At 54.5% G+C, this 25,887-nt stretch carries 29 protein-coding genes and 1 pseudogene; 19 read left to right on the top strand and 11 right to left on the bottom strand.

The window, feature by feature from the left end; genetic code table 11:
• Positions 1–42 precede the first annotated feature (42 nt).
• Complete coding sequence (locus G7064_RS02040; RefSeq protein WP_166072237.1) at positions 43–435, bottom strand: hypothetical protein; 393 nt, start codon at positions 433–435, stop codon at positions 43–45.
• Between the two features lie 94 nt (positions 436–529).
• Between G7064_RS02040 and G7064_RS02045 the strand changes: the two genes are divergently transcribed.
• The 5 genes and pseudogenes from G7064_RS02045 (at position 530) to G7064_RS02060 (ending at position 4,334) form a co-directional block, all read left to right on the top strand.
• Entirely contained in the window at positions 530–1,375 is an 846-nt protein-coding gene (locus tag G7064_RS02045; protein WP_166072238.1) for an NAD-dependent epimerase/dehydratase family protein, read from the top strand.
• A gap of 56 nt (positions 1,376–1,431) precedes the next feature.
• A pseudogene (locus G7064_RS02050) lies at positions 1,432–2,441 on the top strand (aminoacetone oxidase family FAD-binding enzyme); the annotation flags it as partial.
• A 3-nt stretch (positions 2,442–2,444) separates the two neighbouring features.
• Positions 2,445–2,684 carry an NAD(P)/FAD-dependent oxidoreductase gene (locus tag G7064_RS23170; RefSeq protein ID WP_410505545.1) on the top strand — a complete coding sequence of 80 codons (240 nt, stop codon included), beginning with the start codon at positions 2,445–2,447 and terminating at the stop codon, positions 2,682–2,684.
• 285 nt (positions 2,685–2,969) lie between these two features.
• The gene (locus G7064_RS02055) at positions 2,970–3,809 is read left to right on the top strand and encodes an alpha/beta fold hydrolase (RefSeq protein WP_166072239.1); all 840 of its coding nucleotides are present in this window, start codon (positions 2,970–2,972) and stop codon (positions 3,807–3,809) included.
• A gap of 75 nt (positions 3,810–3,884) precedes the next feature.
• On the top strand, positions 3,885–4,334 hold the full coding sequence (locus G7064_RS02060) for a PA2169 family four-helix-bundle protein (RefSeq protein ID WP_166072240.1): 450 nt from the start codon (positions 3,885–3,887) through the stop codon (positions 4,332–4,334).
• A gap of 104 nt (positions 4,335–4,438) precedes the next feature.
• On the opposite strand, the gene G7064_RS02065 is transcribed toward G7064_RS02060, so the two are convergent.
• Positions 4,439–6,418, bottom strand: coding sequence for a DEAD/DEAH box helicase (locus G7064_RS02065; protein WP_166072241.1), 1,980 nt, complete (start codon positions 6,416–6,418; stop codon positions 4,439–4,441).
• 491 nt (positions 6,419–6,909) lie between these two features.
• On the opposite strand from G7064_RS02065, the gene G7064_RS02070 reads away from it, so the two are divergent.
• Positions 6,910–7,617, top strand: a complete 708-nt coding sequence (locus G7064_RS02070) for a DNA alkylation repair protein (protein WP_166072242.1) — start codon at positions 6,910–6,912, stop codon at positions 7,615–7,617.
• Positions 7,618–7,678: 61 nt separating this feature from the next.
• Positions 7,679–8,098, top strand: a complete 420-nt coding sequence (locus tag G7064_RS02075; protein WP_166072243.1) for an acyl-CoA thioesterase — start codon at positions 7,679–7,681, stop codon at positions 8,096–8,098.
• Positions 8,099–8,124: 26 nt separating this feature from the next.
• Here G7064_RS02075 and G7064_RS02080 read toward each other — a convergent pair whose 3' ends face one another.
• The 4 genes from G7064_RS02080 to G7064_RS02095 form a co-directional block, all read right to left on the bottom strand.
• Positions 8,125–8,454 (bottom strand): DUF5615 family PIN-like protein, encoded by a 330-nt coding sequence (locus tag G7064_RS02080; protein WP_133272839.1) that lies wholly within the window; start codon positions 8,452–8,454, stop codon positions 8,125–8,127.
• Positions 8,438–8,677, bottom strand: a complete 240-nt coding sequence (locus tag G7064_RS02085; RefSeq protein WP_166072245.1) for a DUF433 domain-containing protein — start codon at positions 8,675–8,677, stop codon at positions 8,438–8,440. Before G7064_RS02085 ends, G7064_RS02080 begins: the two co-directional genes overlap by 17 nt.
• Before the next feature lie 234 nt (positions 8,678–8,911).
• A complete protein-coding gene (locus G7064_RS02090) occupies positions 8,912–9,178 on the bottom strand; it encodes a hypothetical protein (protein WP_166072246.1) in 267 nt (88 codons plus the stop codon).
• 14 nt (positions 9,179–9,192) lie between these two features.
• Complete coding sequence (locus G7064_RS02095) at positions 9,193–9,798, bottom strand: hypothetical protein (protein WP_166072247.1); 606 nt, start codon at positions 9,796–9,798, stop codon at positions 9,193–9,195.
• A gap of 109 nt (positions 9,799–9,907) precedes the next feature.
• On the opposite strand from G7064_RS02095, the gene G7064_RS02100 reads away from it, so the two are divergent.
• The 6 genes from G7064_RS02100 (at position 9,908) to G7064_RS02125 (ending at position 16,182) form a co-directional block, all read left to right on the top strand.
• Entirely contained in the window at positions 9,908–11,650 is a 1,743-nt protein-coding gene (locus tag G7064_RS02100) for a UvrD-helicase domain-containing protein (RefSeq protein ID WP_166072248.1), read from the top strand.
• Between the two features lie 26 nt (positions 11,651–11,676).
• Positions 11,677–12,138 (top strand): endonuclease domain-containing protein, encoded by a 462-nt coding sequence (locus G7064_RS02105; RefSeq protein WP_240935666.1) that lies wholly within the window; start codon positions 11,677–11,679, stop codon positions 12,136–12,138.
• 164 nt (positions 12,139–12,302) lie between these two features.
• Positions 12,303–13,028: a 3'-5' exonuclease gene (locus G7064_RS02110; protein ID WP_166072249.1), complete on the top strand. Its 726-nt coding sequence runs from the start codon at positions 12,303–12,305 to the stop codon at positions 13,026–13,028.
• Positions 12,971–13,912: a hypothetical protein gene (locus G7064_RS02115; protein WP_166072250.1), complete on the top strand. Its 942-nt coding sequence runs from the start codon at positions 12,971–12,973 to the stop codon at positions 13,910–13,912. Before G7064_RS02110 ends, G7064_RS02115 begins: the two co-directional genes overlap by 58 nt.
• A 110-nt stretch (positions 13,913–14,022) precedes the next feature.
• A complete protein-coding gene (locus tag G7064_RS02120) occupies positions 14,023–15,288 on the top strand; it encodes a TCR/Tet family MFS transporter (protein ID WP_166072251.1) in 1,266 nt (421 codons plus the stop codon).
• 99 nt (positions 15,289–15,387) lie between these two features.
• Positions 15,388–16,182 (top strand): class I SAM-dependent methyltransferase, encoded by a 795-nt coding sequence (locus tag G7064_RS02125; protein WP_166072252.1) that lies wholly within the window; start codon positions 15,388–15,390, stop codon positions 16,180–16,182.
• A gap of 57 nt (positions 16,183–16,239) precedes the next feature.
• On the opposite strand, the gene G7064_RS02130 is transcribed toward G7064_RS02125, so the two are convergent.
• Together G7064_RS02130 and G7064_RS02135 are read right to left on the bottom strand one after the other, a co-directional pair.
• A complete protein-coding gene (locus tag G7064_RS02130) occupies positions 16,240–17,355 on the bottom strand; it encodes an FUSC family protein (RefSeq protein ID WP_166072253.1) in 1,116 nt (371 codons plus the stop codon).
• Between the two features lie 42 nt (positions 17,356–17,397).
• The gene (locus G7064_RS02135) at positions 17,398–17,922 is read right to left on the bottom strand and encodes a vitamin K epoxide reductase family protein (protein WP_166072254.1); all 525 of its coding nucleotides are present in this window, start codon (positions 17,920–17,922) and stop codon (positions 17,398–17,400) included.
• A 252-nt stretch (positions 17,923–18,174) separates the two neighbouring features.
• Between G7064_RS02135 and G7064_RS02140 the strand changes: the two genes are divergently transcribed.
• From G7064_RS02140 to G7064_RS02155, 5 genes are all read left to right on the top strand, one after another.
• Positions 18,175–18,648 carry a (2Fe-2S)-binding protein gene (locus tag G7064_RS02140; protein WP_166072255.1) on the top strand — a complete coding sequence of 158 codons (474 nt, stop codon included), beginning with the start codon at positions 18,175–18,177 and terminating at the stop codon, positions 18,646–18,648.
• 27 nt (positions 18,649–18,675) lie between these two features.
• A complete protein-coding gene (locus tag G7064_RS21860) occupies positions 18,676–19,872 on the top strand; it encodes a molybdopterin cofactor-binding domain-containing protein (RefSeq protein WP_205711161.1) in 1,197 nt (398 codons plus the stop codon).
• Positions 19,869–20,930 (top strand): molybdopterin cofactor-binding domain-containing protein, encoded by a 1,062-nt coding sequence (locus G7064_RS21865; RefSeq protein WP_205711162.1) that lies wholly within the window; start codon positions 19,869–19,871, stop codon positions 20,928–20,930. The genes G7064_RS21860 and G7064_RS21865 overlap by 4 nt, the downstream gene beginning before the upstream one ends.
• 6 nt (positions 20,931–20,936) lie before the next feature.
• Positions 20,937–21,260, top strand: coding sequence for a hypothetical protein (locus G7064_RS02150; protein ID WP_166072256.1), 324 nt, complete (start codon positions 20,937–20,939; stop codon positions 21,258–21,260).
• Between the two features lie 835 nt (positions 21,261–22,095).
• Positions 22,096–23,613, top strand: a complete 1,518-nt coding sequence (locus G7064_RS02155) for a T9SS type A sorting domain-containing protein (protein ID WP_166072257.1) — start codon at positions 22,096–22,098, stop codon at positions 23,611–23,613.
• Between the two features lie 165 nt (positions 23,614–23,778).
• On the opposite strand, the gene G7064_RS22110 is transcribed toward G7064_RS02155, so the two are convergent.
• Genes G7064_RS22110 through G7064_RS22120 form a run of 3 tightly spaced genes read right to left on the bottom strand, consistent with a single transcriptional unit; the run spans position 23,779 to position 24,700 of the window.
• A complete protein-coding gene (locus G7064_RS22110) occupies positions 23,779–23,949 on the bottom strand; it encodes a hypothetical protein (protein ID WP_240935667.1) in 171 nt (56 codons plus the stop codon).
• Positions 23,949–24,512 (bottom strand): alpha/beta hydrolase, encoded by a 564-nt coding sequence (locus G7064_RS22115; RefSeq protein ID WP_317172851.1) that lies wholly within the window; start codon positions 24,510–24,512, stop codon positions 23,949–23,951. The genes G7064_RS22110 and G7064_RS22115 overlap by 1 nt, the downstream gene beginning before the upstream one ends.
• Positions 24,413–24,700: a hypothetical protein gene (locus tag G7064_RS22120; RefSeq protein ID WP_240935668.1), complete on the bottom strand. Its 288-nt coding sequence runs from the start codon at positions 24,698–24,700 to the stop codon at positions 24,413–24,415. The genes G7064_RS22115 and G7064_RS22120 overlap by 100 nt, the downstream gene beginning before the upstream one ends.
• Before the next feature lie 187 nt (positions 24,701–24,887).
• Between G7064_RS22120 and G7064_RS02165 the strand changes: the two genes are divergently transcribed.
• Positions 24,888–25,883, top strand: a complete 996-nt coding sequence (locus G7064_RS02165) for an aldo/keto reductase (protein WP_166072258.1) — start codon at positions 24,888–24,890, stop codon at positions 25,881–25,883.
• The last annotated feature ends 4 nt before the right edge of the window (positions 25,884–25,887 follow it).

The following is a 25,887-nucleotide window of genomic DNA, read 5'->3' on the forward strand; positions in this document are numbered from 1 at the left end:
GGTGGGGTCTTAGAGGAGAAAAATACAGAAAGCTGTCACAAGCTACGCCCGTAGCTCAAATAAACCAGTTATTCGCGTAATGGTCCCTTCGGCCACAATCCTAGCCCCCTCACAGCAATAGAACGAAGTGCCTGGCCGCGCCATTTTCTGGTGAATGCTACTCCTTACTTTGGAGTTAACACCATACATCCGGGCATAGAGCCACTCATTTACTGGCAGCCATTCATCCCGAAATGAAGCGCCAGTAGCTGGGTCATAAAAGTCGGGGTACAACATAAAGTGGTGTTTAGAATACTCGCCCTGGGCGTAGCGAAAGTCCCACCGAATACCATTGTAGGCGGGTACCGTACGGCCACCTTCTTCGGGAGTCAGAATACGAATTCGGGCTTCGAATTCATCGGGCAGGTGATCGTAGAGTCGATGGCCAGCGAGCATAGAAATGATAGAAGGAGGCCGTAATGTATTCGATTTATGAATTTCAAGCAGCCAACTTGCCCCGGAAGGATTTTTTGCCACCTTTGAACCGCACATGGTTAATACATCTCAAAGTCCTCGTCCGACGGTGGCCGTGCTGGGTTGCGGCTGGCTGGGGTTGCCCTTGGCTAAGGCCCTCGTGGCCGAAGGCTATACGGCAGCCGGCACCACCACCACCCCCACCCGCGTACTCACCCTACGCGACGCAGGCATTCGGCCGTATTTACTGAGTTTGGGGGGCAAATTCACGGCCACCGACCGCGACACTCTCCACACCTTACTCAGCGGTACTGATGTATTGGTGCTCAACGTGCCTCCGCGCCGGAGTGCTACCGCCAGCAGCTACGCCAACCTGCTTCAGCCCGTAGCAGAAGCTGCCCAGGAATGCGGGGTCGGCCATGTGCTGTTCGTCAGCTCAACCAGCGTATACCCCGACGAGCCCCGCGCCATGCGCGAAACGGATGCCCACGCCACCTCCGAGGCTGCCTCCGATATCCTTCGGGCCGAAGAGCTTTTTGCCCCCCAGCCCAATAATACGGTGGTGCGACTGGCGGGCTTGTTTGGCCCGCAACGGCCGCCGGGCCGATTTCTGGCCGGCCGGCACGATGTGGCGCAGGCCAACGCGCCCGTCAACCTGATCCACCTAACCGACTGCGTGGGGTTGCTCACCGCCATCATTCGGCAGCAAGCCTGGGGCTTTACGTTCAACGCGTGCGCCATCTCCCATCCCGTGCGCGGCGATTTCTATCCGAAAGCTGCGCAGCAGTTGGGTTTGCAACCGCCCGATTTCCGCATGGATGATGCTCTGGGGGGCAAAATTATTGATAGCACCTTGATTCGGCAGACGCTGGGGTATCAATTCAAACACGATGATATAGAGGTGGCGCTGGCCGCCTGCTAGCTTCACTCCTATCAGCGCTGAGAGATTTAAGCAGGCGGGGTTCGTACCTTTGGGGTGTGCAAACTCCTTCACATTCTAACACCGTAGCCGTACTGGGCGGTGGGGCAGCGGGCTTTTTCGGGGCCATTGCCTGCGCCGAAGCCAACCCTCGCCTAACGGTTTATCTCATCGAAAAAACGGGTAAGCTGCTGAGCAAAGTGCGCATCTCCGGTGGCGGGCGCTGCAACGTAACCCACGCCTGCGAGTCGCCGACCCAGCTGGCGCAACATTACCCGCGCGGGGGCAAGCAGCTCAAAGAAGCTTTCCGGGAGTTTGATGCCCGCGCTACTATTGCCTGGTTTGAGGGGCGCGGCGTGGCGCTTAAAACGGAAGCCGACGGCCGCATGTTTCCCACCACCGACTCTTCCGAAACTATTGCCCAGTGCCTGCTCGACGCAGCCCAGCAGGCCGGTGTGCGCATCTTGCAGCAAACCAACGCCGATGAAATTGCCCCCAAGCCCGGTGGCGGCTTCCGGTTGCGGCTTACGGGCACGCACGCTCAGGAAATGCAGGTAGCGCGCCTGCTCATTGCCACAGGTGGCGCGCCGAAGTCTGAAAGCTACCAATGGTTACGCCAGCTGGGGCACACTGTAGCCGAGCCGGTGCCGTCGCTATTCACGTTCAACGTGCCCGATTCGCCGCTGCGGGAGCTGCCGGGCGTGAGCGTGCCCAACGTGCGCGTGCGGGTGGCGGGAGAAAAACTGGAGTATGAAGGGCCGATTCTGGTAACGCACTGGGGCGTGAGCGGCCCGGCCGTGCTCAAGCTGTCGGCCTGGGGGCGCGCCGCCTCCACGAGCTCAAGTACGAAAGTACGGCGTTGGTGAGCTGGGTACCCGCGCATACCGAGGAAACCCTGCGCGCATGGCTGCACACTTTTCGCGACCAGAACGGGCGTAAAACGGTTGAAAGCAACCCGCTGTTTGGTTTGCCCCAGCGTCTGTGGCGCACCCTCACCGACCAGGCCGGTATTAGCGCGGACATGCGTTGGAGTGAGCTGCCCGCCAAGCTGCAAAACCGCCTAATTGAAAGCTTGCTGCGTACGCCATTACCTGTGCGGGGCAAAACCACCTACAAAGAGGAATTTGTAACCTGCGGGGGCATCGTGCTCAGTGAGATCAATATGCATACTATGGAGAGCCGACGGGTGCCAGGCTTATACTTCGCAGGTGAAGTACTGGATATTGATGGTATTACTGGGGGCTTCAACTTTCAGGCTGCCTGGACTACCGGGTACCTGGCGGGCAAGGCAATGGCGGCGAGTAGTACTTAGCTCCCTAACCTGATGGGCATTCTCGCATGTGGTCTAACTTCATAAAATAGAGCGAGATACGAAAACACGGTCAGATATAGTGGCTATACGTCAGCTCAACCGTAGTACCACGATTTTTTATTTCAACGACAATTAGGGCGCTGTTGCCTTGTAGGCGCTTAATGCATTCCTTTTGCTTTGCAACCAAAGTAGAATTGATACGCCTTTGTCTTGTAATACCGAATCATTACATATTTTAGAAGGAAAGTACCCACTGGTACTAGCTTAACTAGTTTGCATTGGATTATGGATGCATGCATACGGAACAACGTCAAGGTTATTGGGAAGGGTAAGCAGACAATGGTGTTGGTCCACGGCTTTGGCTGCGATCAAAACGTGTGGCGCTACATTACGGCCGGCTTATTAGCCAACTATCGGCTGGTGCTGATAGACCAGGTGGGCGTTGGAAATTCTGCGTTGGCCGCCTACGACTCAGATAAATACGCTACCCTGCACGGCTACGCGGCCGATATTGTGGAGGTGTGCCACTCACTTGCGTTGCAGGATGTCATTCTGGTGGGTCACTCCGTGGGAGCCATGATCAGCTTGTTGAGCGCAATTCAGGAGCCGGAGCTATTTTCCAAGCTGATTCTCATTGGCCCCTCTCCGTGCTACATCAACGACCACGACTACATCGGAGGGTTCGAGCAGGCTGATATTAACGCCATATTAGCCATGATGAACAAGGATTTTCGGAGTTGGGCTAACGCGTTTGCGCCCCTAATTATGGGGAATCCCGAATGTCCTTCACTAGCGCATGAATTAATAGACAGCTTTTGCCACGCCGATAGCGCTATTGCCAAGGAGTTTGCTCGGGTTATGTTTCTCTCCGACAACCGCCAGGATCTACCCAAAGTCATTACCAAGACGTTGATTCTGCAATGCTCTGAGGATATAATTGCGCCCGCCGAAGTAGGCGCCTTCGTGCACCACGCTATCCCCGATTCTACTTTAATCACGTTGCGCGCCACCGGACACTGTCCGCACTTAAGCGCGCCCATCGAAACCCTGGCGGCCATCGAAACCTTCCTGCATCAGGCCGGGCCAGTGGAGAACCACGCCAGCGCCGTAGCGGGTATCGCATAGCCGGATTGCAACCTTGCGGGTATGGACACAGTAAAGCATAGCAGTTAATGTTTTACCTACCCAACCCTACTCCTCATGGATTCCAAAGCAACCCAAGCCCTACTCAACGAACTCGTTCAAACCCTCAAAGACGGTGAAGTAGGCTACGCCACCGCCCTCACCGACGTGGAAGATCAGGACCTGAAAGAGGTATTCAAGAAATACGCCGCTCAGCGCGATGGCTACCTCACGGAGATCGAAGACCAGATGCATCAGCTTAATCTGAAGGCTGAGGAAGACACGTCTATCACTGGCACGGTGCACCGCGCGTTTATCAACATCAAAGCAGCCATAACCAGCAAGGACCGCGAAAGCATCCTCAACGAGTGCGAGCGTGGCGAAGATTACGCCGTAAAAGCCTACCAAACGGCTTTGAAGGCAGAAAACCTGCCCGGCCAGTTGAAGTCTATCATTGAAAAACAATACCAAGGCGTACGCGAAGCCCACGACGCCATCAAGTCACTGCGCGACGCGAGCAAGAAGTAATACTGGTTGCACAACCACAAAAAAGCCCCCCAGACGTTGGTCTGGGGGGCTTTTTTAGTACTACTCACTGCTAAAAGCTGCGAGTAGTACTCAGTCTTAACGATCTACTCGTCGAAGTCGTTGGTGCTGCGGGGCTTGTAGCCACCGCCGGTGCTGCCAGCGTTGCCGGCACCACTGTCGCCATCGCGCTTGCCTTTGTAGCCGCCGCCGTAGCTGCTGCCACCGCCGTCGCGGTTGCCCTTGTAGCCACCACCGTAGCTAGAGCCACCGCGGTTGCCACCAAAGCTGCTGCCACCACGAGCACCGCCGCCATAGCTAGAACCACCTTCACGGCGGTCGCCGTAGCTGCTGCCCCCACGATTTCCGCCGTAGCTCGAGCCGCCTTCGCGACGCTCACCGCCACCGTAGCCACCTGGGCCACGACGAGCAGGACGATTCTCATTGGCACCGCCGAAGCCGCCTGGACGGCCACCTTCCTGCTTGGCATCACCTTCCTGCACGGGCGTAGCCACGTTGAAGGCAACTGGACGGCCATTGATGCTGGCGCGACCGAGGTTGGTTACGATTTCTTCGGCAAACTCCGAAGGCACTTCCACGAAGCTGAACTTGTCATAAAGGGCGATGTCGCCTACTTTACCAGCAGTCAGGCCTGTGCTCTCAGCAATCAGGTCAACGATATCACGTGGGTGAATCCGATCCTTCTTGCCCATGGTCACGAACATGCGGGTGTAACCAGCGCGGGGTGCACCTTGGGTGCGACCAGCGTCGAGGCTTTGCTCTACGCGCTTGTCTTCCTTCATGCTCATTTTAAGCAGAGCAGCAGCGATGTCCAGCGAAGTGATTTCTTCGCTCTGATCTAACAAACGCTGCACGCGGCCAACGTACTTCTCTAGGTTGCCTTTTTCGATGACATCCTTGATCTGGGTCAGGAACAGCGTGGTTTTCACCTCGGTCACATCTTCAAACGACGGAACGCGTTCCTGCTTGATAGTGGCCTTAGTAAAGCGCATGATGTCGCGCAGCTTATAGATGTCGCGGCCACTCACGAAAGTGAAGGCGCGACCCGACTTGCCGGCGCGGCCCGTGCGGCCGATACGGTGCACGTAGTATTCCTCGTCGGCGGGCAGGTCGTAGTTGATTACGGCCTCCACGTTCTCCACGTCGATACCACGGGCGGCTACGTCGGTGGCAACCAGGATTTCTAGGGTGCCTTTGCGGAACTTGTCCAGCGTATTCTGACGCTGCTGCTGGCCCATGTCGCCGTGCAAACCTTCGGCGAAATAGCCTTTGGCTTGCAGGTCGCCCACGATTTCGTCTACCATGCGCTTGGTATTCGCAAACACGATAGCCGACTTCAGATTGAACATGTCAATCAGGCGAGCCAGCACGTCTTTTTTCTGTGGTCCACGCACCTCGTAGTACGACTGCTCGATGTTCGAAACAGTCATCTCCTGGTGGTTTACCTTCACGATCTGCGGATCTTTCTGATACCGCTTCGTCATTTCCATGATCGGGCGGCTCATCGTAGCCGAGAAGAACACCGTCTGGCGCTCCTCAGGCATACGCTTGAGCACCGTCTCAATGTCTTCGCGGAAACCCATGTCCAGCATTTCGTCGGCTTCGTCGAGAATGATCATTTTGCAATGATCCAGCTTCAACGTGCCGCGCTCCAAGTGGTCCATTACGCGACCAGGCGTACCAATTACGATCTGTACACCACGCTCCAAGGCGCGGAACTGACGGTCGTAAGACGAGCCACCATAGATCGGCACGACGGCCAAACCTGACTTGTACTTACCTAGCTTCTGAATTTCGCCCGATACCTGCACGGCCAGCTCACGCGTGGGGCAGAGTACGAGTACTTGAGTATTGCGTGAATTCGTATCAACGCCTTCGATGGCGGGGATACTGAAGGCCGCCGTTTTGCCGGTACCCGTCTGGGCCTGGCCAATCACGTCGCGACCTGCAAGCAGCGCGGGAATTGCCTCTGACTGAATCGGCGAAGCCTCTTCGTAGCCAATTTCGGTAATTGCGCGTTGCATTTCTGTCGATAACGACAGTTCTTCAAATTTTACTTTTTCCATGTTGTCTTTAGATGGAATGAGATGAACTAGCTCTGAAAACAGCAGATTCAGCGACGTTCTTCACCCACACTCTCAACAACGACAAGCGACGGAAGCAACGGACGGAAGACGGTGACGGCCAGAAATTTACAAAAAGCAGCCGTAGCTGCGCGGAACGGGGCCATTCTCAAATGCGGGTGCAAAGATACGATTTTATTTCGTAAAAAAGCCCCCAGCGAGAAGATTAGCTCTTTGAGCCAGCCTTGGGGGGCAAATTGAACGGTACGCCAACGCTCTGCTTTACCTACTGTGAGGTGCTATAACACATTATAAAGATTCGCGTTCCGCTATAATCCAGCATATTTATATAAAGACAGAAGTGGCTAGGAAATCACTTAATTATTAGTGATTTAGGATTAAGATAAAATTGCGTTACACCGCCCATCTTTAGCTCAGTCTACTTTCCAACCGAGTTTCGTATTCTTAAATGCCCGCCGCCATTTTCTCTTTCTATGAATTTTGAAGAAACTATTGCTCAGCTCCGAGCTCTAGGCTCGGAACAGACCCGCAAAACCTATCAGCGTCACGGCAGTGGGCCAAATGTGTATGGGGTGAGCTTCGCCAGCTATGGGACCTTGAAAAAGGAGTTTGTGGGCCGTGGCAAAGACAAAGCCCACGCGCACGCCGTAGTCCGACAGCTGTGGGCCACGCAGAATATCGATGCGCAGTCGTTGGCTACCATGATTGCCGATCCGCAGCAGCTTTCCGAAGCCGAGGCCGATAGCTGGACCCAGGATATCCATTACCATGCCCTCGCCGATTTATTCGCCGGCCTGGTTGCCCAAACGCCCTTTGCACCAACCAAAGTAGCGCAGTGGACTACCGCGCCCGACGAAGGACATCAGCGCATCGGCTACTCCTTGCTTAGCCGCCTGGCACTATATAAGAAAGATCTGCCGAACACTTACTTCGAAGGCTATTTGCCGCAAATGGAGGCAGCCATTCACCAGGCGCCTAACCGCGCCAAGGAAGCCATAAATACTGCGTTCATCAGCATAGGAAGCCGCTCGGAGGCCCTGCGGGAGCAAGCCGAGCAAGCCGCCGACCGCATAGGCGAAATAGTCATTGACCACGGCGACACCAGCTGCCAAACCTTCGATATCCGCGACTATCTGAGTCGCGTGTGGACCCGAAAGGCGAAAGTGGCGGGCCAGAAATAGCCAACCTAATGAACGCCAGAGCGTGCCAGCCGTTGTTAGCGTTAACCATCCTCTCACGCTCATGTCTGAACCTACGCCCGCCTTCCGCTTTTCCCGCCTGCTTACCGTCGTGGCCTCCGACATTGACGAGCTAAACCACGTCAACAATGTGCAGTACGTGCAGTTTGTGCAGGATACGGCGGCGGCGCACTGGCTGACAGCCTACCCGCCCGGCGAAGGCGAGTCCTATATCTGGGTGGTGCTGGAACACCGCATCCGCTACCACAAGCCTGCGTTTCTGGGCGAGGAGCTGCGCTGTACTACCTGGGTTGGGGAAGTACGCGGGGCCCAGTCTCAGCGCTTCGTGCGCATCGAGCGGGCCGCTGATAACGTGCTGCTCTGCGAAGCCGAAACTCAGTGGGTGCTCCTGGACCCGAAGTCACAGCGGCCCAAGCGCGTGGAAGAAGACGTGAAGAAGCGGCTGTGGGAGCCGGTGGGGTGAGGAAATAAGAAAACTTGTTTTCCTGTTTATTGAGTAGCAATAATAATTGGCCCAACAGGCAGCGTTTCCTTATTCAAATATTCATGTACTCTCGGCGTCAGTTTTGTTAACGCCATGTAAGTATTGTTAACGGCGGAAAGGACAAAAACGCTTATTATGTATTTCTTGAAATTCTGTTGATGCTGTAGATTTTTATCGAAGGTCAATAGCGCATGAAAATCGTTTTCTACCATCAATTGCATCAACTGGCCGTTCTTGATGCCATTCCAGCCCTTGTCTCTCACCGTGTAAATCTCATGCTCAGGAAAGTCCGCCTTTAGCCGTTTAGGTAGATTTTCGTCAAGCAGCAATTTCATAGAGTTTGGCGATATTTTTTGAAGTCATGAGCTTATTGGCGATTTCGAGCGTCGTAATAGCCTGCTCTTTAGTAACCGTCGGAAAGTCATCTAGAAACTCTTCTAACGATACTCCAGCCTCCAGATGATCGAAAAGCGTCTCGACAGGAACTCGTGTTCCTTTGAAGACAGGCTGCCCTCCTAGGATATCGGAGTCAATGGTGATAAGATCTTTCAGTTCCATGTCTTAAAGTTACAAAATGGGATTAGGACTTAGTAGAAGGCAGTAAGTTCTTGGGCTATATACGCGGGCCCAGTCCCAGCGCTTCGTGCGCATCGAGCGGGCCGCCGATAACGTGCTGCTCTGCGAAGCCGAAACCCAGTGGGTGCTCCTGGACCCGAAGTCGCAACGGCCTAAACGGGTGGAAGAGAAAGTGACGAAACGGTTGTGGGAGCCGGTGGGGTGATGCGTGCTATACTATTTCCATATGGCTTCAAACTCTCCCTGGTCAATTCTAAACTCTTTGTATTCTTCAGGCTCTAACGAAACGTCAGAAAGCATTCCGAATTCATCCTCTATATAATTTAAACTATACTTTAGTTTCCGCCCGTTTTCAAAAAATTGAATTTGACGCAAAACCTCGCCGTTCTCGTCCACTTCAAAATAAAAGATTGAGGTCCCCCAAGAATCCGATAACGGGTCTCCTGTGCTATCATCCCAAGGTCTTCTGTAATAAATCATCATAATTTATTAGAGATCTAGTCCTGATATATTGCCAATCTTATCTCTCTAAATCCATGAATGTTTCCAAACATAAACAAATAAGCATTTATTCCACTTTCACTTAACCAGTTTACATCATCTCTAAAAGCATCTTCCTTTGTCGTATATTGTTCAATATTTACTTCAGATGGTTCTCCAAGCTCTTCACATAAGACATTTTTTATCGAATTGAATTTATTTTGAAATATCTTATTTTTCGTTAATTTCTCTTTTGCGTAAAACATAGAGTTTTTCTCTGATGAAAGCTCCCAACTATACAATATTACTTTGACTGAGCTGTCTTTAGCAGTGTAGAAGTATTCAGTCTCTACTTCAAAGTTTGACGTTTCTTGCCACTTATACGTTTTTGGAGTAGCCAAATTAAAATTCAATTTATTTGGATATATTCCTTCTCCTATTCCGATCAAGTGGTAAGGTGTAATATCTAAGGAACCATTCTTTTTCTCGATATCAATAATCTTATTTAGATTTAGTGTTTTAAAATCTTTAAAATTATCAGTTTGAGTAAAATGGGTTTCTTTTCTACATGAACTCAACAAAATAATTATCAGCAACGAAATAACTTTTTTCAAAGCATTCATTCTTTTCAAAAGTCTTAATATTAGTATGTCACAATAATAATATAGTATTTCCTACTACTGACTAAATTAAGCGAATTTACTTTCGCATAACAAGCTTCCCTCCCCCAAAATGCCCGCCACCTTCCGCATCTATTCTTCTTCCGCCGGCTCCGGCAAAACCTATCAGCTTACCAAGGAATACCTGAAGTTGGCGCTGGGGGCCGATGATCCGGCTTACTTCAAAAGCATTCTGGCCATCACATTTACCAACGATGCGGCCGGGGAGATGAAGGAGCGCATTATTGGGGCGCTGCGGCGGTTTGCGTACCCTACGGCCGAAAACCAGGAGGATGCCCTATTGCGCGATATTGCGGCGGAGCTAGCCGCCGAGGGTCAGTTTTCGCGCCTCGCCGAAACGCCCCAGGAGCAACAGCAGGAACTGCGGCGGCGGGCGGCGGCCACGTTTCGGCTGGTGCTCTACCACTACGCCGATTTTGCCGTCAGCACCATCGACTCCTTTGTGCAGCGCATTGTGCAGGCCTTCACGCGGGAGCTAGGCCTGCCCGCCACCTTTGAGGTGGAGCTGGACGGCGACGCGGTGCTACAAAGCGCCGTGGCCCTGCTGCTCGACAAAGTTAACCGCGACCCCAACTCGGCCCTGCTCTCCCGGTCCCTAGCCGACTACGCCCTGAGCAAAGCCGAGGAAGGCCGCAGCTGGAATACTCTCCCCGATGAGCTTGTGCAGTTTGGCCGCTTCCTGCTTTCCGAGCCCGTGCATGAGGCCGTGGAGCAGTTGCAGAAGATGTCGCTCCAAGATTACCGCCGCCTCCACGAGACCCTGCGCAAGCGCAAGGAAGCCATTGAGCAGCAAGTACAAGCCGTAGCCACCCGCGCCCTGGCCACCCTCGACGCGGCCGGCGTAACCGACGCCGACTTATACCAAGGCAAAAATGGCATCATCGGCTACTTCACCAAGTGGGACGAGCGTCTGCAACCCGACAAGGAAGCCAACAGCTACGTGCGCGCCACCATGGAGCAGGACAAATGGTACAGCGGCAAAGTAAAAACCGCCGCCGACAAGCAGCGCGTGGACGCCGTGAAGTCGGACCTGACGGATGCTTTCGTGGAGCTAGAAACCCTGCGCGCCACCCTCTTGCCCGATTATGTGCTGGTGAGCGGCATGATGCCTTACCTGTTTCATGTGTCGCTGCTGAGTGAGCTGAGCAAGGCCGTGGACCAGCTCAGCCGCGAGCGGGGCGTGGTGCTCATTGCCGAATTCAACCGCCGCATTGCCAGCATCGTGCTGCGCGAGCCGGTGCCGTTTCTCTACGAGCGCATGGGCGAGCGGTACCTGCACCTGCTCATCGACGAGTTTCAGGATACGTCGGTGCTGCAATGGAACAACTTGCTGCCGCTGGTCGAGAATGCCGTGTCGGGGGGCAATTTGAGCCTCGCCGTGGGCGACGCCAAGCAGGCCATCTACCGCTGGCGGGGCGGCGAGATGGAGCAGATTCTGCGTTTGCACAAGAATGAGACAGAGTACCTCTACGGCCGCGTGGCAGACGACGAGTTGCGCGGGCTGTTGGAGGATCGATATTTCACCTTGGATCAGGCCTTGGAGCCGCAGAATCTGAACGTGAATTATCGGTCGGCGGCGCCCATTATTGAGTTTGATAACTCGTTTTTTGAGTTTGTGAGCAAGGGACACGCGGGTTTGCCGCTGGTGGGGGGCATTTATGATGAGGAATTTGGGCAGGTGAGTCCCGAAGGGGAGCCTCACCCCCCGGCCCCCCTCTCCCGCGGAGAGGGGGGAGCCCGACGACTTCAACGAATTCTGACGGTATCACTAATGCTGGTAGTTCTGAGCGGGTAGGCGGTGAGGGAGCAGTTGGAGAGTACGTGTTTACTGCTAACTCAAAGGGCTGGGAGAAGACTGCTGCTTTTGCTAAAGAGATGCGCTCTAATCCAACGGAGGCGGAAGACATACTCTGGCAGGCATTACGTAATCAAAAGCTGGGGGAGAAGTTTCGGCGGCAGCATGTCGTCAATTCCTTTATAGTGGATTTTGTGTGTATTGCCAAAATGCTGGTGGTAGAGGTTGATGGTGATGTCCATACCGAAGCTGACCAAGCCGAATATGACACTGGTCGTACTTATGATTTAAATCAGCTAGGATATAAAGTACTGCGGTTTTCTAACTCGCAAGTTTTAAATGATTTACCTACAGTATTAACTCTTATTCAGGAAGCCCTCGCTGGACTCCCTCCCCGCGTGGTAAGCCCTACCCCTGCGAGTCAACAGCAGTCGTCAGGCTCCCCCCTCTCCGCGGGAGAGGGGGGCCGGGGGGTGAGGCCTCGTTAGGCCACGTTGAGCTACTTTTCACCGAAGATGCAGCTCCCGCCCGGCGCTATTCTCCTGCCACGGGCACTTACTCCGACGAACCCCTCCCTGGCCTGCCGCCCACTCATCTGCTCGATTACGAGGAAAGTACGCTGTATCTCACCCTCCAACTTGTAGAGCAAGCCTTGACCGATGGGTTTCGCCTCCAGGATATTGCCGTGCTCTGCCGTCGTCGCGACAGTAGCCGGCGCGTCGCGAAGTTTCTGAAGGAGCGCGGCTACCCCATTATTTCGGCCGATTCGTTGTCACTGGAGTTTGCGGAGGTCGTGAATCTGCTGGTGGCGGTGTTTCGGGTGTTGAACCAGCCGGCCGATACGCTGGCGCGGGCGGAAGCTTTGTTGCTGGTCGATAAAGTTGTGCGGCATTTGCCCCCCACGCCCGCCCGCGCCCGCCATATTGCTGAGCTGGCCAACGACGAGAAGGCCCTGCCCTTCTTCGACGAACTGCGCGCCCTGGGCTACGATGTACAGGAGCGCGAAACCGGCAACCTCGGCCTGTATGAGTTAACGGAGCGCCTCATTGGCACCTTCGGGCTGCTGGGCCGCAATGCCGAAAGCGAGTACCTCTTCCGCTTCCTCGATCTGACCCTGGAGTTCAGTCTGCGCTTCGGCAATAACCTGAACAACTTCCTAGCTTACTGGCAGCAGAAGAAAAGCGCCCTGAGCATCAACGCTCCCGCTGGCCGCGACGCCATTACCATCACCACGGTGCACAAAGCCAAGGGTCTAGCGTACGGCGTAGTCATCGTGCCCTTCGCTGACTGGAGCCTGACGCCCCACCGCAACACCTTACTTTGGGGGCGGTTGACGGAGGAAGAAAAGCCCGTACCGGAAATGCCCCTATCGCCGTAGTTAGCCAGACGCAGGCCTTGGTGCGCACGCCGCTGGCTCATCAATACACCGAAGAGTTGGAAAAGACCTTTCTGGAAGGCTTGAACATGCTCTACGTGGCCTTCACCCGCCCGCGCCACCGCCTGTACGCTATCAGCCGCCGTCCGAAGCCTACCAAAAGCAGTGCGTCGCGCTCCGCGGAGGCAGAAATGCCCCCCAGCGAGCAAGCCAAGACCATAGCCGAACTTTTGCACCGCTACTTGCTGAGCACCGAGCAGTGGGACGATGAGCGCACCGCCTACGTGCTGGCTGATGCCCAGCACCGCGTTCCGGCAGTCAAAGATGCGGCGGCTACCACCGGCAATTGGCAGCTTCATAACCTTACCAGCACGCCTTGGGAAGAGCGCTTGCGCTTGCGTCGGCACGCGAATACGGTTTTTGATTTCGACGACCAGCAAATACAGCGCGAATGGAGTCGCAAGCTTCACTACGCTCTACGCCGCACGATTCTGGCGTCCGATGTGGAGCGCGTGGCTACGCACCTCGTGGCCGAAGGCTTAGTGAGCACCAAGGAGCGCCCCGCCCTGCTGACCCTTCTTAGCCGGACGGTTCAGAACCCGCAGCTTGCCCATTATTTTAGCCGCGAAGTATCGGCTGAAACCGAGCGGGAAATCCTGGTGGGCGGCGTGCCACGGCAGGAGTATAAACCCGACCGTATTGTGTTTGAGCCCACCGTGGGGCCCGCGCCCGGCCGCGTAACCCTGCTCGATTTTCGGATTCCACCGCCCGAACCCCAGCACCGCCGCCTGCTGCAGCAGTACGGGGGGCTTTTTCAGCAGCTCGGCTACCAGGACATTCAGCACGTGCTCTACTACTTTGATTCGGAGGAGGTTATGGTCTTTTAAGCCCGCAAGTGCTTTCCATTTAATTTAGTATCATTACTATTATATTTAGCAATTAATGGCGTTATTTGGGCGTTAGGTTTTCTTGTTGCTCACCCATAAAAAAGCTTCCAATGGCCGAAAACCGTAAAGCCGCGCTTGGCTTCATCTTTATCACGCTACTCCTGGATGTTATTGGGTTCGGCATCATCATTCCGGTGCTGCCCACGCTTATCCGGGAGTTGATTGGCGGTACCCTGAGTGAGGCAGCGCAGTACGGCGGCTGGATGCTATTTGCCTTTGCCGGGATGCAGTTCCTGTTTTCGCCGGTGCTCGGCAACCTATCTGACCAGTACGGAAGGCGGCCAGTGTTGCTGTTTGCCCTGTTCGGATTTGGGCTCGATTACCTGTTTCTGGCCTTTGCACCTACCGTGGGCTGGCTGTTTGTGGGGCGCATTATTGCGGGTATTACCGGTGCCAGCTTCACCACGGCCTCTGCCTACATCGCCGATATTAGTCCCCCAGAGAAGCGGGCGCAGAACTTCGGGATGATTGGCGCCGCCTTTGGCCTGGGCTTTATCATTGGGCCGGTGATTGGCGGCTTGCTGGGCCAATATGGCCCGCGGGTGCCGTTTATTGCGGCCGCTGGCCTCACTTTGCTCAACTGGCTCTACGGCTATTTTGTCCTCCCCGAATCATTAGCCAAGGAAAACCGGCGGCCCTTTGACTGGAAGCGGGCCAATGCGGTGGGCTCTTTGAAGCAGCTGCAGCGCTACCCGGTTATTCTGGGGCTGGTGGGCTCTATGCTCCTACTTTACATCGCGGCCCACGCTACTCAAAGCACTTGGTCGTATTACACCATGTATAAGTTTGGGTGGAATGAAAAGTGGGTTGGCTACTCCCTCGGGGCCGTGGGCCTGATGACGGCGCTGGTGCAAGGCTTGCTCATTCGGGTTATCAATCCACGATTGGGCCCTAAGCGTTCGGTGCTGGTGGGCATGACGCTGTATGCCATTGGTTTTACCCTGTTTGCGTTTGCCTCGAAGGGCTGGATGATGTTCGCTTTTCTGGTGCCCTACAGCTTAGGAGGCATTGCGGTGCCGGCCTTGCAGGGCATTATGTCGGGGCAGGTGCCGGCCAATGAGCAGGGCGAATTGCAGGGCGCCCTCACCAGTTTGGTCAGCGCCACGTCCATTGTCGGCCCGCCCCTCATGACCAACCTGTTCTCCTATTTCAGCGGGTCGCAGGCGCCGGTGCACTTTCCGGGGGCCGCGTTTCTGACCGGGGCCGTGCTCACGGTGATCAGCACCATATTCGTGATGCGCTCGTTGAGAAACTACATAGCCCCGGCCGCCCCCAAGCCAGTTGAGGCCCTGCACAGCGAAGCCACGGAAGCGTAGCCTGATCCGACCGGAGCGGAGATTGGCGGTTGGGTTCTGGCCTATTAGCTATCTTGCAAGCCTTTTACCGCCAGTTCAATCAGGAAACCAGTAGCACCGATGGATTTAACCGAAGCACAATTAACCGACTATCAAGTAACTGGCCGCCACCCGTGGGAGCTAGCTCGTATCGAAGTCGTTGTGCAGTTATTAAAAGAGCATATTCCGACTATTACAACCCAGAAAATAACGATTCTGGACGTCGGCTGCGGCGATACTTACCTTATTGAGCAGCTATCCAAAAAGCTTCCCCTCACCAGCTTTGTAGCCGTAGATACGGCCTTCACCGAGCAAATGCTGGAGGAATACACCGCCCGTTTTGCCAAGGCGAATACTCCCATCCGCGTGTTTCAGTCGCTCGATGACGCTGCCGCTAGCCTGCCCGTTCCGGCCGATGTAGTGCTGCTGCTCGACGTAATTGAGCATATCAGCGACGATGTTGCTTTCCTGCGCTACTTGCAGTCGAGTTCTTGTATCACTCCCAACACCCATTTTTTCATCACTGTGCCAGCATTCCAGTCGCTGTTCTGCGCGCACGATGTGTTCCTGAAACATTACCGGCGCTATACCAACGACAGTCTGCAAAAGGCCGTCACGCAGTCGAATCTGCGAGTGGTGGAGAAAGGCTATTTCTTCACGTCACTGCTGCTGCCACGCTTTATTCAGGTGCTTCTGGAAAAGAAAACCAAGCCCGACTCCGCGAAAGGAATTGGCGCTTGGCAAGAAAATCCGGTGAAAGACAACCTCATTAAAGGGGTGTTATTAATGGATTTTAAAATCACGTATCTGATCAAGAAGCTCGGAATTACCATTCCTGGTCTCTCCAACTTTATCGTTTGTAAAAAAGCGGTTTAAAGCTGGCTTTCATTCTCACAAAAAAGCCCCCAGTACTTTCTGGGGGCTTTTTTGTGGCTACAGGTGTACTTCCGATGCTTTGCGGTTTGAGTGTAACCTCTTGACATAAAGGTGTTGCAGCCCTTCGCCCACCCCGAATACTGCCAGCGCGATGCCCGCTCCCAGCAGCGTATCTAGCAGGCGTCCTTCCACTGGCACCAAGGAGCTGCCTACATGCCCGGCCGTGGAGTTCATCAGGGCTAGCGGGGTAATAAAGAGCAGGGCCAGCGCATAATTGCGGGCTACCACCACTTCCGTTGCCGCTTGTAATAGCACGAGCAGCGCCACCAACCCCAGGCCCGAAGGCTCAGCCAGGGCCATCAACTCGAATACGCCAATGCCGATCAGCGTGCCCCCCACGCGCTGCACTGCCCGGATAGCAGTCAGCCGCCGCGTGGGGCTCGATTGTAGCACGGCCACCGCCGACAGCACCACCCAGTACGACCGGTAGGCCCCCAGCGGGCGACTGACGAGGGAGGCCACCGCCACGGCCACCACTATCCGCACCGTCAGGACTACCGTGTCGGCATCGAGGTGAAGGCGAGGAAACAGCGTACGCAGTCCCGTGGGCGGGCCATTGCGCTGCCGCACCGAAGGCCACAGCAGCGGCAGAATAACAACCAGATACGCCAGAAATGAGCCCACCGCCACCAGCCCGATAAGCGGCAGACCGGGCAGCCCCACGCCCCCTAGCACTTTAGGCATGGCTAAGTGACTACTTACGGCCGCTACCAACACAAACATCATGGGGCCGGGAGGGCCGAGCCGCACACCCAGGGCCAGCGTGCACGCCACGGCACTCACGATGACCAGGCACGCGCTGGTCAGCCATACATTGCCCGAGCATGCTACGCCAAGGGCTGCCGCTAACACCAGGCCCGCCGCCACCAGCGGCAGCAGGTGCAGGCGGTCGCGGCGGCTGAGGCTGGCTCCGTAAAGGGCAGTAAAAGCTCCAAGCGCAGCCTGCAATCCCCAGCCCAGCTGGCCAATAGCCGTAAATAGCCCCAGCGGTAAGCCGAGCGCCAGTCCGGCCTCTAGCCCTACCTGCCACCGCCAGGGTGCTGGGGTAAGCTGAACCACGCTACGTAAAGCGCGCCGCGAGCGGACAACATTGCGTCGGAGAGGTCTGCGCATCAATCAAGCATTGGGCGGGCACTAGTCGCTACATTATTCTGATTAAGCAGGCTGAGCCCTGCCATTGCTCCCACCAAACGCTTTGACCGCCCTTATAACCTCCGGCACCGCTAAGGCTACCGACGCTACCGAGGCCACGGTAGCTACCTGGCAGTAAAAGCACAGCGCCTTGTTCTCGGCCCATTCTTCCTGCCCCAGCTTCACGGCCGTTAGCGTGTCACCCAGCGTTTTGAGGCCCATAGCAATGGGTAAAGCGGGAACCTGCGTTGCCCGATTTTTGCCCCCCGCGCCCGCCAGCCAAGCCGTGATACCGTAGCTCACGATCATCATCAGGGCATCGGGCGTGTCGAAGCGCTTGTAAGCGTAGTCGGAGGCGTCGACTTTGGGCGAGTTAAAAAGCCCCCCGAACGGCGGATCAGGCAAAGTTTTGATGATACCGGTTTGATAAAGACCCACGATTTGCCCGGCGGCAGCGCCCAGCATAGAGAGGCCAACAATCCAGCGGCGGCGGTTCAAGTCGGGGGTGTCGGCGTTGCGGAGCTCGTCGCTCAGTTGGGTAGGATTCATAGCATTACGATTATGGTGAGATATGATAAGCTTTGACGTACGCGCGCCGTTGAGGGGAAGTTGGTAGTAAGATTTTGGTCAGATCCTGCCCCAGCCGCCTGAGCTGATTTGCCAAAACCCTGAGCTGGGGGGCTTTTTTCGGCGAAATAAGGCTGGGACCAAGTCAAACTACTGAAGCGCCAGTGTAACAGTCGAGCTTTCTGGTATATCCTTTTGCTGCTGGTCGGAGTATTTCCTGGAAACGCCTCGAGTATGGAAGCCGAATTCACTCTACACGTCAACGGCCAGGCGCGCACCGTGCGCGTCGATCCGGCCACGCCCCTGCTGTATGTCTTGCGCGACGATCTGGGCCTGAACGGGCCCAAGTTTGGCTGCGGCTTGCAGCAGTGCGGCTCCTGCATGGTCTTACTCGATACTATTGCCTGGCCCAGCTGTCAGTTGCCGGTAGCCAACGTGCAGAACGCGGCCATTACTACCCTGGAAGGTCTCACCCGCCCCGACGGCAGCCTTCATCCCGTGCAGCAGGCCTTTGTGGATGAGCAGGCGGCCCAGTGCGGCTATTGCCTAAATGGGATGGTCATGTCGGCGGTGGCTTTGCTGACGGTGCACCCCAAGCCCGATGACCAGACGATTCGCAACGCCTTATTTCGGGTGCTATGCCGTTGTGGCGTGCACTCGCGGGCATTGGCCGCTATCAAAAAGGCCGCAGATTCGATGAAATCTTAGACATACAGGCTTTATCCATTTGTATATATGGCAGCGCAATACCCATCCCAACTCTCTCCTTCCCGCCGAGATTTTATAAAAAGCGTCGGCTGCCTTACCATTGCCTTTGTGCTGGGCAGTGGGGCTGACGTGTTGGCGGGTGAAAGCGTAGTAGCGGACGAGTTGCCGGAAAGTCTGGCTAAAAATCCGCGTATTAATGCCTGGTTGGAAGTGCTGGCCGATGGTCGTGTGCGGGTGCTTACCGGCAAAACCGAAATTGGTCAGGGTATTCGCACAGCCGTGGCTCAAATTGCCGCCGAAGAGCTAAATATGCCCATGGAGCGTGTGGAAGTAGTGTTGGCCGAAACCGGGCGCACCCCCGACGAACGCTATACATCAGGCAGCGCCTCCATCGAGAGTAGTGGCATGAGCATTCGCTACGCCGCCGCTGCCGCCCGACAACAATTGCTTGGCTTAGCTGCACGTCAGCTCCGAGTAAAAGCAAGCCAGCTCCGCCTCACTGATGGCATGATACGCACCACCGATGGAAAGCGCCAGATCTTGTTTACCCAATTGTTAAAAGGACAACAATTACAAGGAGAAGTAAAATTACCAGTCCAGCTTAAAGCGAAAAGTGAGTATCAGCATGTAGGCAAACCAGTACGACGCGACGATATCGAGCGCATGGTGCGGGCCGAAACAGTATACGTGCAAGACCTGCGCTTTCCGGGCATGGTACACGCCCGCGTGCTGCGCCCAACTTCCTATGGGGGGCAATTAGCTAAGCTGGACACCGCCGAAATACAGCGGCAGATACCAGGCATGCTCAAAACTGTGGTTGACGGTAGTTTCGTGGGATTTATTGCTGAAAAAGAGTACCAAGCCAAGCGGGCTCAGGACTACGGCATCCAGCACGCCCAGTGGTCCAATGGCCCTGCGCTTCCCACCAAACAGACCCTTTCGGAGTTGCTGACTGCCCTGCCGGCCATTACCAAACGCGCCGTGAATAAGGGCGACATGAGCAGCTTTAATACAGCAACTATCGGCTCCGCTCCTACCGCTGCATCGCTTAGTGCGCGCTACTTTAAGCCCTACCTCATGCACGCTTCCGTGGGCCCAAGCTGCGCGGTGGCACTGTTTGACCAGGAAGAAAATTTACACATTTGGACACATAGCCAGGGTGTATATCCGCTGCGCAATACTCTGGCTGTGTTACTAAAAATGCCCCCGAGCGTATTCATGTGAAGGCGGTGCCGGGCTCAGGCTGCTACGGTCACAACGGCGCCGATGATGTAGCCGCCGACGCGGCGCTGCTAGCCCGCGCCTACCCTGGCCGCCACGTGCGCCTGCAATGGTCGCGGGATGATGAGCACGCTTGGGAGCCTTACGGCAGTGCCATGCTCATGCAGCTCGACGCTCGGCTTGATTCGGAAGGACGTATAACGCACTGGCAAAATAATATCTGGTCGGATACGCATAGCACGCGGCCGGGGGGCAAACCCGAGTCGCTGCTGGCCGCCCGATTGTTGGCCCAGCCGGCCTTGCCAACGCCAGCGACGGAAGTGAGCAGTGCCATTTACCGCAACGGTGAGCCGCTCTATGCCATTCCCAATCAACGCCTCGATGCGCATTACGTGCAGGGACCGCTGCGTGTGTCGGCGCTGCGGGGCCTGGGGGCCTTCGGAAATGTGTTTGCGCTGGAGTCGTTTATGGATGAATTGGCCTTACAAGCCAAGCAGGATCCGTGGGAATTTCGGTTGCGCCACCTCACGGATGAGCGCGCCAAAGCCGTAATTCAACGGACGCGGGAGATGATTAAAAACGAAAAGCTGGGCCCCGGCGAAGGGTTTGGCCTTGGCTTCGCCCAGTATAAAAACCAGGCGGCCTACTGCGCGGTGGTGGCTAAGGTGCACGTGGCCGAAGAGATGGGCACCATCCGCGCCCTGCACCTTTGGGCCGCCATCGACGCGGGCGAAACGATCAACCCCGACGGCCTGAAAAACCAAACGGAAGGCGGCATGATACAGGCCTCCAGCTGGACGCTGAAAGAGGAAGTGCTCTTCAACGAGCAGCACGTCACAAGTCGGCAGTGGGAAACCTATCCTATCTTCCGCTTCGACGAAGTGCCCGCCGTGACGGTATCTATCATTGATCGGCCTACTAAAAAGCCCCTCGGCGCGGGTGAAGCTGCTCAAGGGCCTACGGCCGCAGCCCTAGCCAATGCTGTGTTTCAGGCCTGTGGGAAACGTATTCGGTCGCTGCCCATTCGACCGGAAAAGCTGGTACAGATCAAGGAATTCTAACTGCGTATGACGTCCCAACTGTTGCTTACCGTAGCGGAAAGCTACCGCCTGACCGGTTTGGGCGTGCTGGCCATTGGTCAGCACCCGGCGCCCGTATTGCAGCAATTTGCCTTACACACCAAGCTCGAAGTCCACGTCCATTTTCCGGACGGCCACCATAAGATGGTCGTTGCTAGCGTGGAGGAAATGTCGCGGCCCGCTAACACAGCTTCGCCCAACGCGGAACCTGCAACACAAACGGATGCCGTGCTGCTGTTAGAGTCGGATGTAGTAACAGATTTGCCCCCCGGCACCGAAATCTGGTGGTCCGGTGAGGCGGATTTGCTTTGATCCGCATTCAGTTGCCCCCAAGTTGTGAAACACTAGCTTTTTTCATTGGGCTAAGCTCCAAAAATGAGTAACCGCTTGAAAGCATAAGCCTGCAGAAGTTACGGGTCTGGACTAAAGGTTAAGGGCTTCGTGATAAGAGCAAACTAATACGTATCATAGCTGCATCTCATATTGCAAAATGCAGGTACACTTTGCTTTAAATTAAATTTTTTATCTGATTGCTTTATAAGTATTTATATATTAATTTAGGTTTATCTAATAAGCGTCGCACGCATCACGTAAAAGACAACTGGCAAGAACAGCATGGTTGAGCTTTGCCATCTCAATAGTTGAGTATGATGTTACCAGCGTGTGTATTTACCCATCATCATTTTATATTTCTCCTCTGATGCTCCTGAGCGAGCATAGTAATGAAAGCATACCTACTGGGTATTATGCTTTGGAGGAGGCTTCTGCTCGAATGGCCTAAGCAGCTGTTCCGGTAATGCTGCCTTGACGTTTTGTTCGAGGTGCAGGAGGCGGGTGCTTTGCTGTAGAATGAATCATTCTCAAGCATCTGGTTGATTCGCTAGCTCCTTCATTCTAGCCTTTTTTACTCACGCATGGACGTGAGAATGCTACTGCTTTGCCTTTTTTTACTTCCTAGCGGCTTATCCTAGCCCGACTCCCGGCTAACAGGCTGTGCTTGTGATTAGTGGAAGGCATCAGTAAGATTATTTAAATCCGCTCAGGCTTTACGCTCCTTTGGTCCAGGGCTAAAAATCAATTATTGGTGCCCCGGTATGCCGCTTTCCGCTTCCTACCTCATTCCTCTCTATTGCACCCACCAAAAATCATGAAAAAGCTCTTCCTTCCTTGTGTAATGCTTTTCACTACTGCAGAGAATGGCAGTAGTAAAGTGTCATCAGCAAACAAATTCTCTACTGGTTTCCTGCAAAAAGCAACGTGGCGGGTTGCCTTGACATTTGTGGCCTTTTTGCTAACGGCTGGTACTTCTTTTGCCCAGGTGGTATTACCCTCTGAAGACAGGTGTACCTCCAAGGATTTGGAACTGGTGAGTGCCAGGCTGAATGTGCCTGCCTGTCAATCCTGTGAAGCTAATTCATTAATAACTGCACCCTTGTTGCTGGCCATTGACAACAAGACAGGCTCCACCCGTACCAGTTTTGCTTTTTGGGGGGACATAGTAATAAAGAATAGTGCTGGTGTTGTGACTTACCAAGCTGAGGTAACCGGTTGTAACGGTAAGATAGAAAAAAACACCACTACCGAATTGCCATATGATGTAGTTCAAATCAGAGTAATTACTGACTTATCTACCTCTGGCTCTGGCATAAGTAGTACTGGTCAAATTACCTATGAGTGTGGTTCAACACTAGATCTAACAAATCTATTTTTAGCCTGGACGGATGCTTCGCCAAAGAGCACCTGTAGTACTTTAAAATCTGAACTCATTGCACCTAAATGCGGGACCTTAGATGCCATTGCCATCTCTACTGGTTTATCTGCCGGGGCTGTCGTAACACAAATGGCTTGTAATGGCAGCAAGGGTGCAATTGACTTAAGTGTTTTTGGCGGTGTAGCTCCCTTTACGTATGACTGGGCTGACCTTTCAGGCACAAATAATCCACAAGACCGCTCTAACCTTGGCCCCGGAGATTATTCTGTAACTATAACTGATTCCAAAGGGTGTACTGCACAATATTCCACAACTCTCACCGAGCCAGCAGTAGTAGACAGACCAGTTATAAGTATAACAGAGGCTACCCTTTGCGGACCAGTAGCAAAACCCTATATAACAATACTCTGTCCCATAACAGGAGCAACCTATTCACTTATACAACCAGGTGGTACTGCTAAAACTCCTACGGTGAACGCAACCACGGGCGCGCTGGAGTTTAAAGATTTAGTAGCGGGTATAGGCTTCAGTGTAACCGCAACCGTTAATGGTTGTACTTCAGAAGCTACCACTTGTGATAATAAAACAAACACTTGTCCCGTAGCTAAGACCGCTATTGTCGCCCCAACGTCGGCAAAAGCATCTTCGCAAGCCGTCACCAGTTCTAGTTCGGTTAAAGCAATTTCACAGGATGCGATTCGAACCGAAGCTTACCCCAACCCCACAGGCCGCAATGCTACTATTACCTTTTCAGTTGCAAAGAGTGGCTACGCGTCGGTGAAAGTGTATAACTCAAAGGGCGCTAGCGTAGCTACGTTGTTTGATGGGCAGGCTAAGGCCGGAGTAACTAACACGGTCACTCTGAATGGATCTGCCTTACCCAGCGGTATTTATTACTACAAAGTAACTGCGAACGGCAAAACCCAATCCAAGCGTATTGCGGTGAGTAAATAAGGTATCCTATACCTCCCTCTGCTAAAATACCCGTCCAGCTTGGACGGGTATTTTTGTACAATAATATTATGCCGACAAAAACCGAGTATATCACAAATGCCGTGATAGGTTATCCATTGATATCCTATCGTGTCACCAATGAAGTGGTGATTTGACAAAGTGTGGTTACTTTTTTAACCAGCCATTCGCTCCCAGCCAGTTTTGCAAACTGGCGCTCCAGTCTTCCTGCGTGGTTTTGTTTTTCAGCCCAAACCCGTGGCCGCCGTGCGGGTACAAGTGCATTTCAGTGGGCACTTTATGCTTCAGCAATGCCTCATAGAATACAATGCTATTCATTACGGGCACGGTTGAGTCGTCCTGGGCGTGCACCAGAAACGTGGGGGCGTTTGGGCCGTCACCTGCGTCTCGTTGGAATAGAGCCGGATCTGGGCGGCCGTGGGCTGCTCGCCAATGAGGTTGGTGCGCGAACCTTTATGCATTAGGCTGTCGGTGAAACTGATAACCGGATACATCAGCACCAGGAAATCGGGGCGCACAGACGTGGTTTTGTCGGTAGGCTGGCCTATGGGCTGCGCAAAGTGAGTGCCGGCCGTAGATGCCAGGTGCCCACCGGCCGAAAAGCCCATTATACCCACGCGGTTGGGGTTAATGTTGAACTTGCTGGCTTGCTGACGTACCAGTCGCAAGGCCTGCTGGGCATCCAATAACGGCGCAATGGACTTGTCGGGCTGGCTTTGGTCGTTGGGCAGGCGGTATTTGAGCACAAAAGCCGCGACGCCCATCTCATTCAGGCGCTTGGCTACATCGTAGCCTTCGTGGTCGATAGAAAGCCGCGTATAGCCGCCGCCCGGGCAAACAACGACGCCCGCGCCGTTGGCTTTGTCGCTGGGGGCAAAAATACCGTGAGCGTAGGTTGCACGACGTTGGAAATGCGCACGCCGCCATTAGGCAACGTAGTGCTGGTTTCCTGCACACTGCTCGGCTTGGAATTCGGGATGGTGCCCGTGTACAGCGGCAGGGTTTGTACCTGGGCAATAACGGATTGTGCAGCCAAGCACAGCAAAACAACAGCAAGCAGCTTTCTCATAAGTGGCGGTTTGAATGCGTAGGCAGAGGTTGTTATATATAAATCAGCAGTAAAGTACGAGGACGACAGCACTCAGACCGCGTTTTGTGTTGCAGAAACCCGATTTTGTATAGGCCCGGCCGCAGGTCCTACCCAGACCTTTGTAGCGTAACAAAGCAATTAATTCTTACGCTAACCAAAACATAAGATGAGCACACTGAAAAAAGTATCCTTAGGAAGTCAGGGGTTAAAAGTACCCGTGGAAGGGCTGGGCTGCATGGGCATGACCAGCGGCGTGAGCGGCATGAGCGTGTACGGCGAGGCCGATGAAGCTGAAAGCCTGGCCACTCTGCACCGGGCGCTGGAGCTTGGTGTAACCATGTTGGACACCGCCGACTTATACGGCCCCATGCACAACGAGCGGCTGGTGGGCAAAGCTCTCGTCGGCAAGCGCGACCAGTATATTGTGGCCACCAAGTTTGGCTTTGAAGTCGACGACAATGAAAATTGGACCGGCCAGTACAACGGTCGCCCCGAGTACGTGCGCAAATCCATTGAGCGCTCCCTGCGCAACCTGGGCACTGATTACGTAGACCTCTACTACCTGCACCGCGTCGACCCGAATACGCCCATCGAAGACACGGTCGGGGCGATGAGCCGGTTGGTGGAAGAAGGCAAAGTGCGCTACTTGGGGCTTTCCGAAGTGCCCGCCGACACGTTACGTATTGCCCACGCGATCCACCCCATCACGGCTTTGCAAAGCGAGTACTCGCTCTTCGACCGCCGCGTGGAGGAAGAAGGAATTATAGCAGCAGCTAAGGAAATGGGTATTGGCTTCGTGGCTTACTCGCCGCTCGGCAGAGGCTTTTTATCGGGTGAAATCAAAACGCCCGATGACCTTGAGGCCAACGATTCCCGCCGGATTTTTCCGCGCTATCAGGGCGAGAACTTCTACAAGAATATTGCCCTGGTAGAAAAGTTGAAAGCGCTAGCCGAAGCAAAAAGCGTGACGCCAGCTCAATTAGCTTTGGCTTGGGTGTTGGCCCAGGATGTTGTCGTGATACCCGGCACCAAGCGCCGTAAATACCTCGAAGCCAACGTAGCCGCCGCCAGCATGCAGCTAAGCCCTACGGAGCTGGCTGAACTGGACGCCATTATGCCGGTAGGTAGTGCAGCGGGCGCGGCGTATCCGGTTGGCTTTTAGTATT

Origin of the sequence: Hymenobacter sp. HDW8 (assembly GCF_011305775.1) — a bacterium.
In the GTDB taxonomy this organism is placed as follows: domain Bacteria; phylum Bacteroidota; class Bacteroidia; order Cytophagales; family Hymenobacteraceae; genus Hymenobacter; species Hymenobacter radiodurans.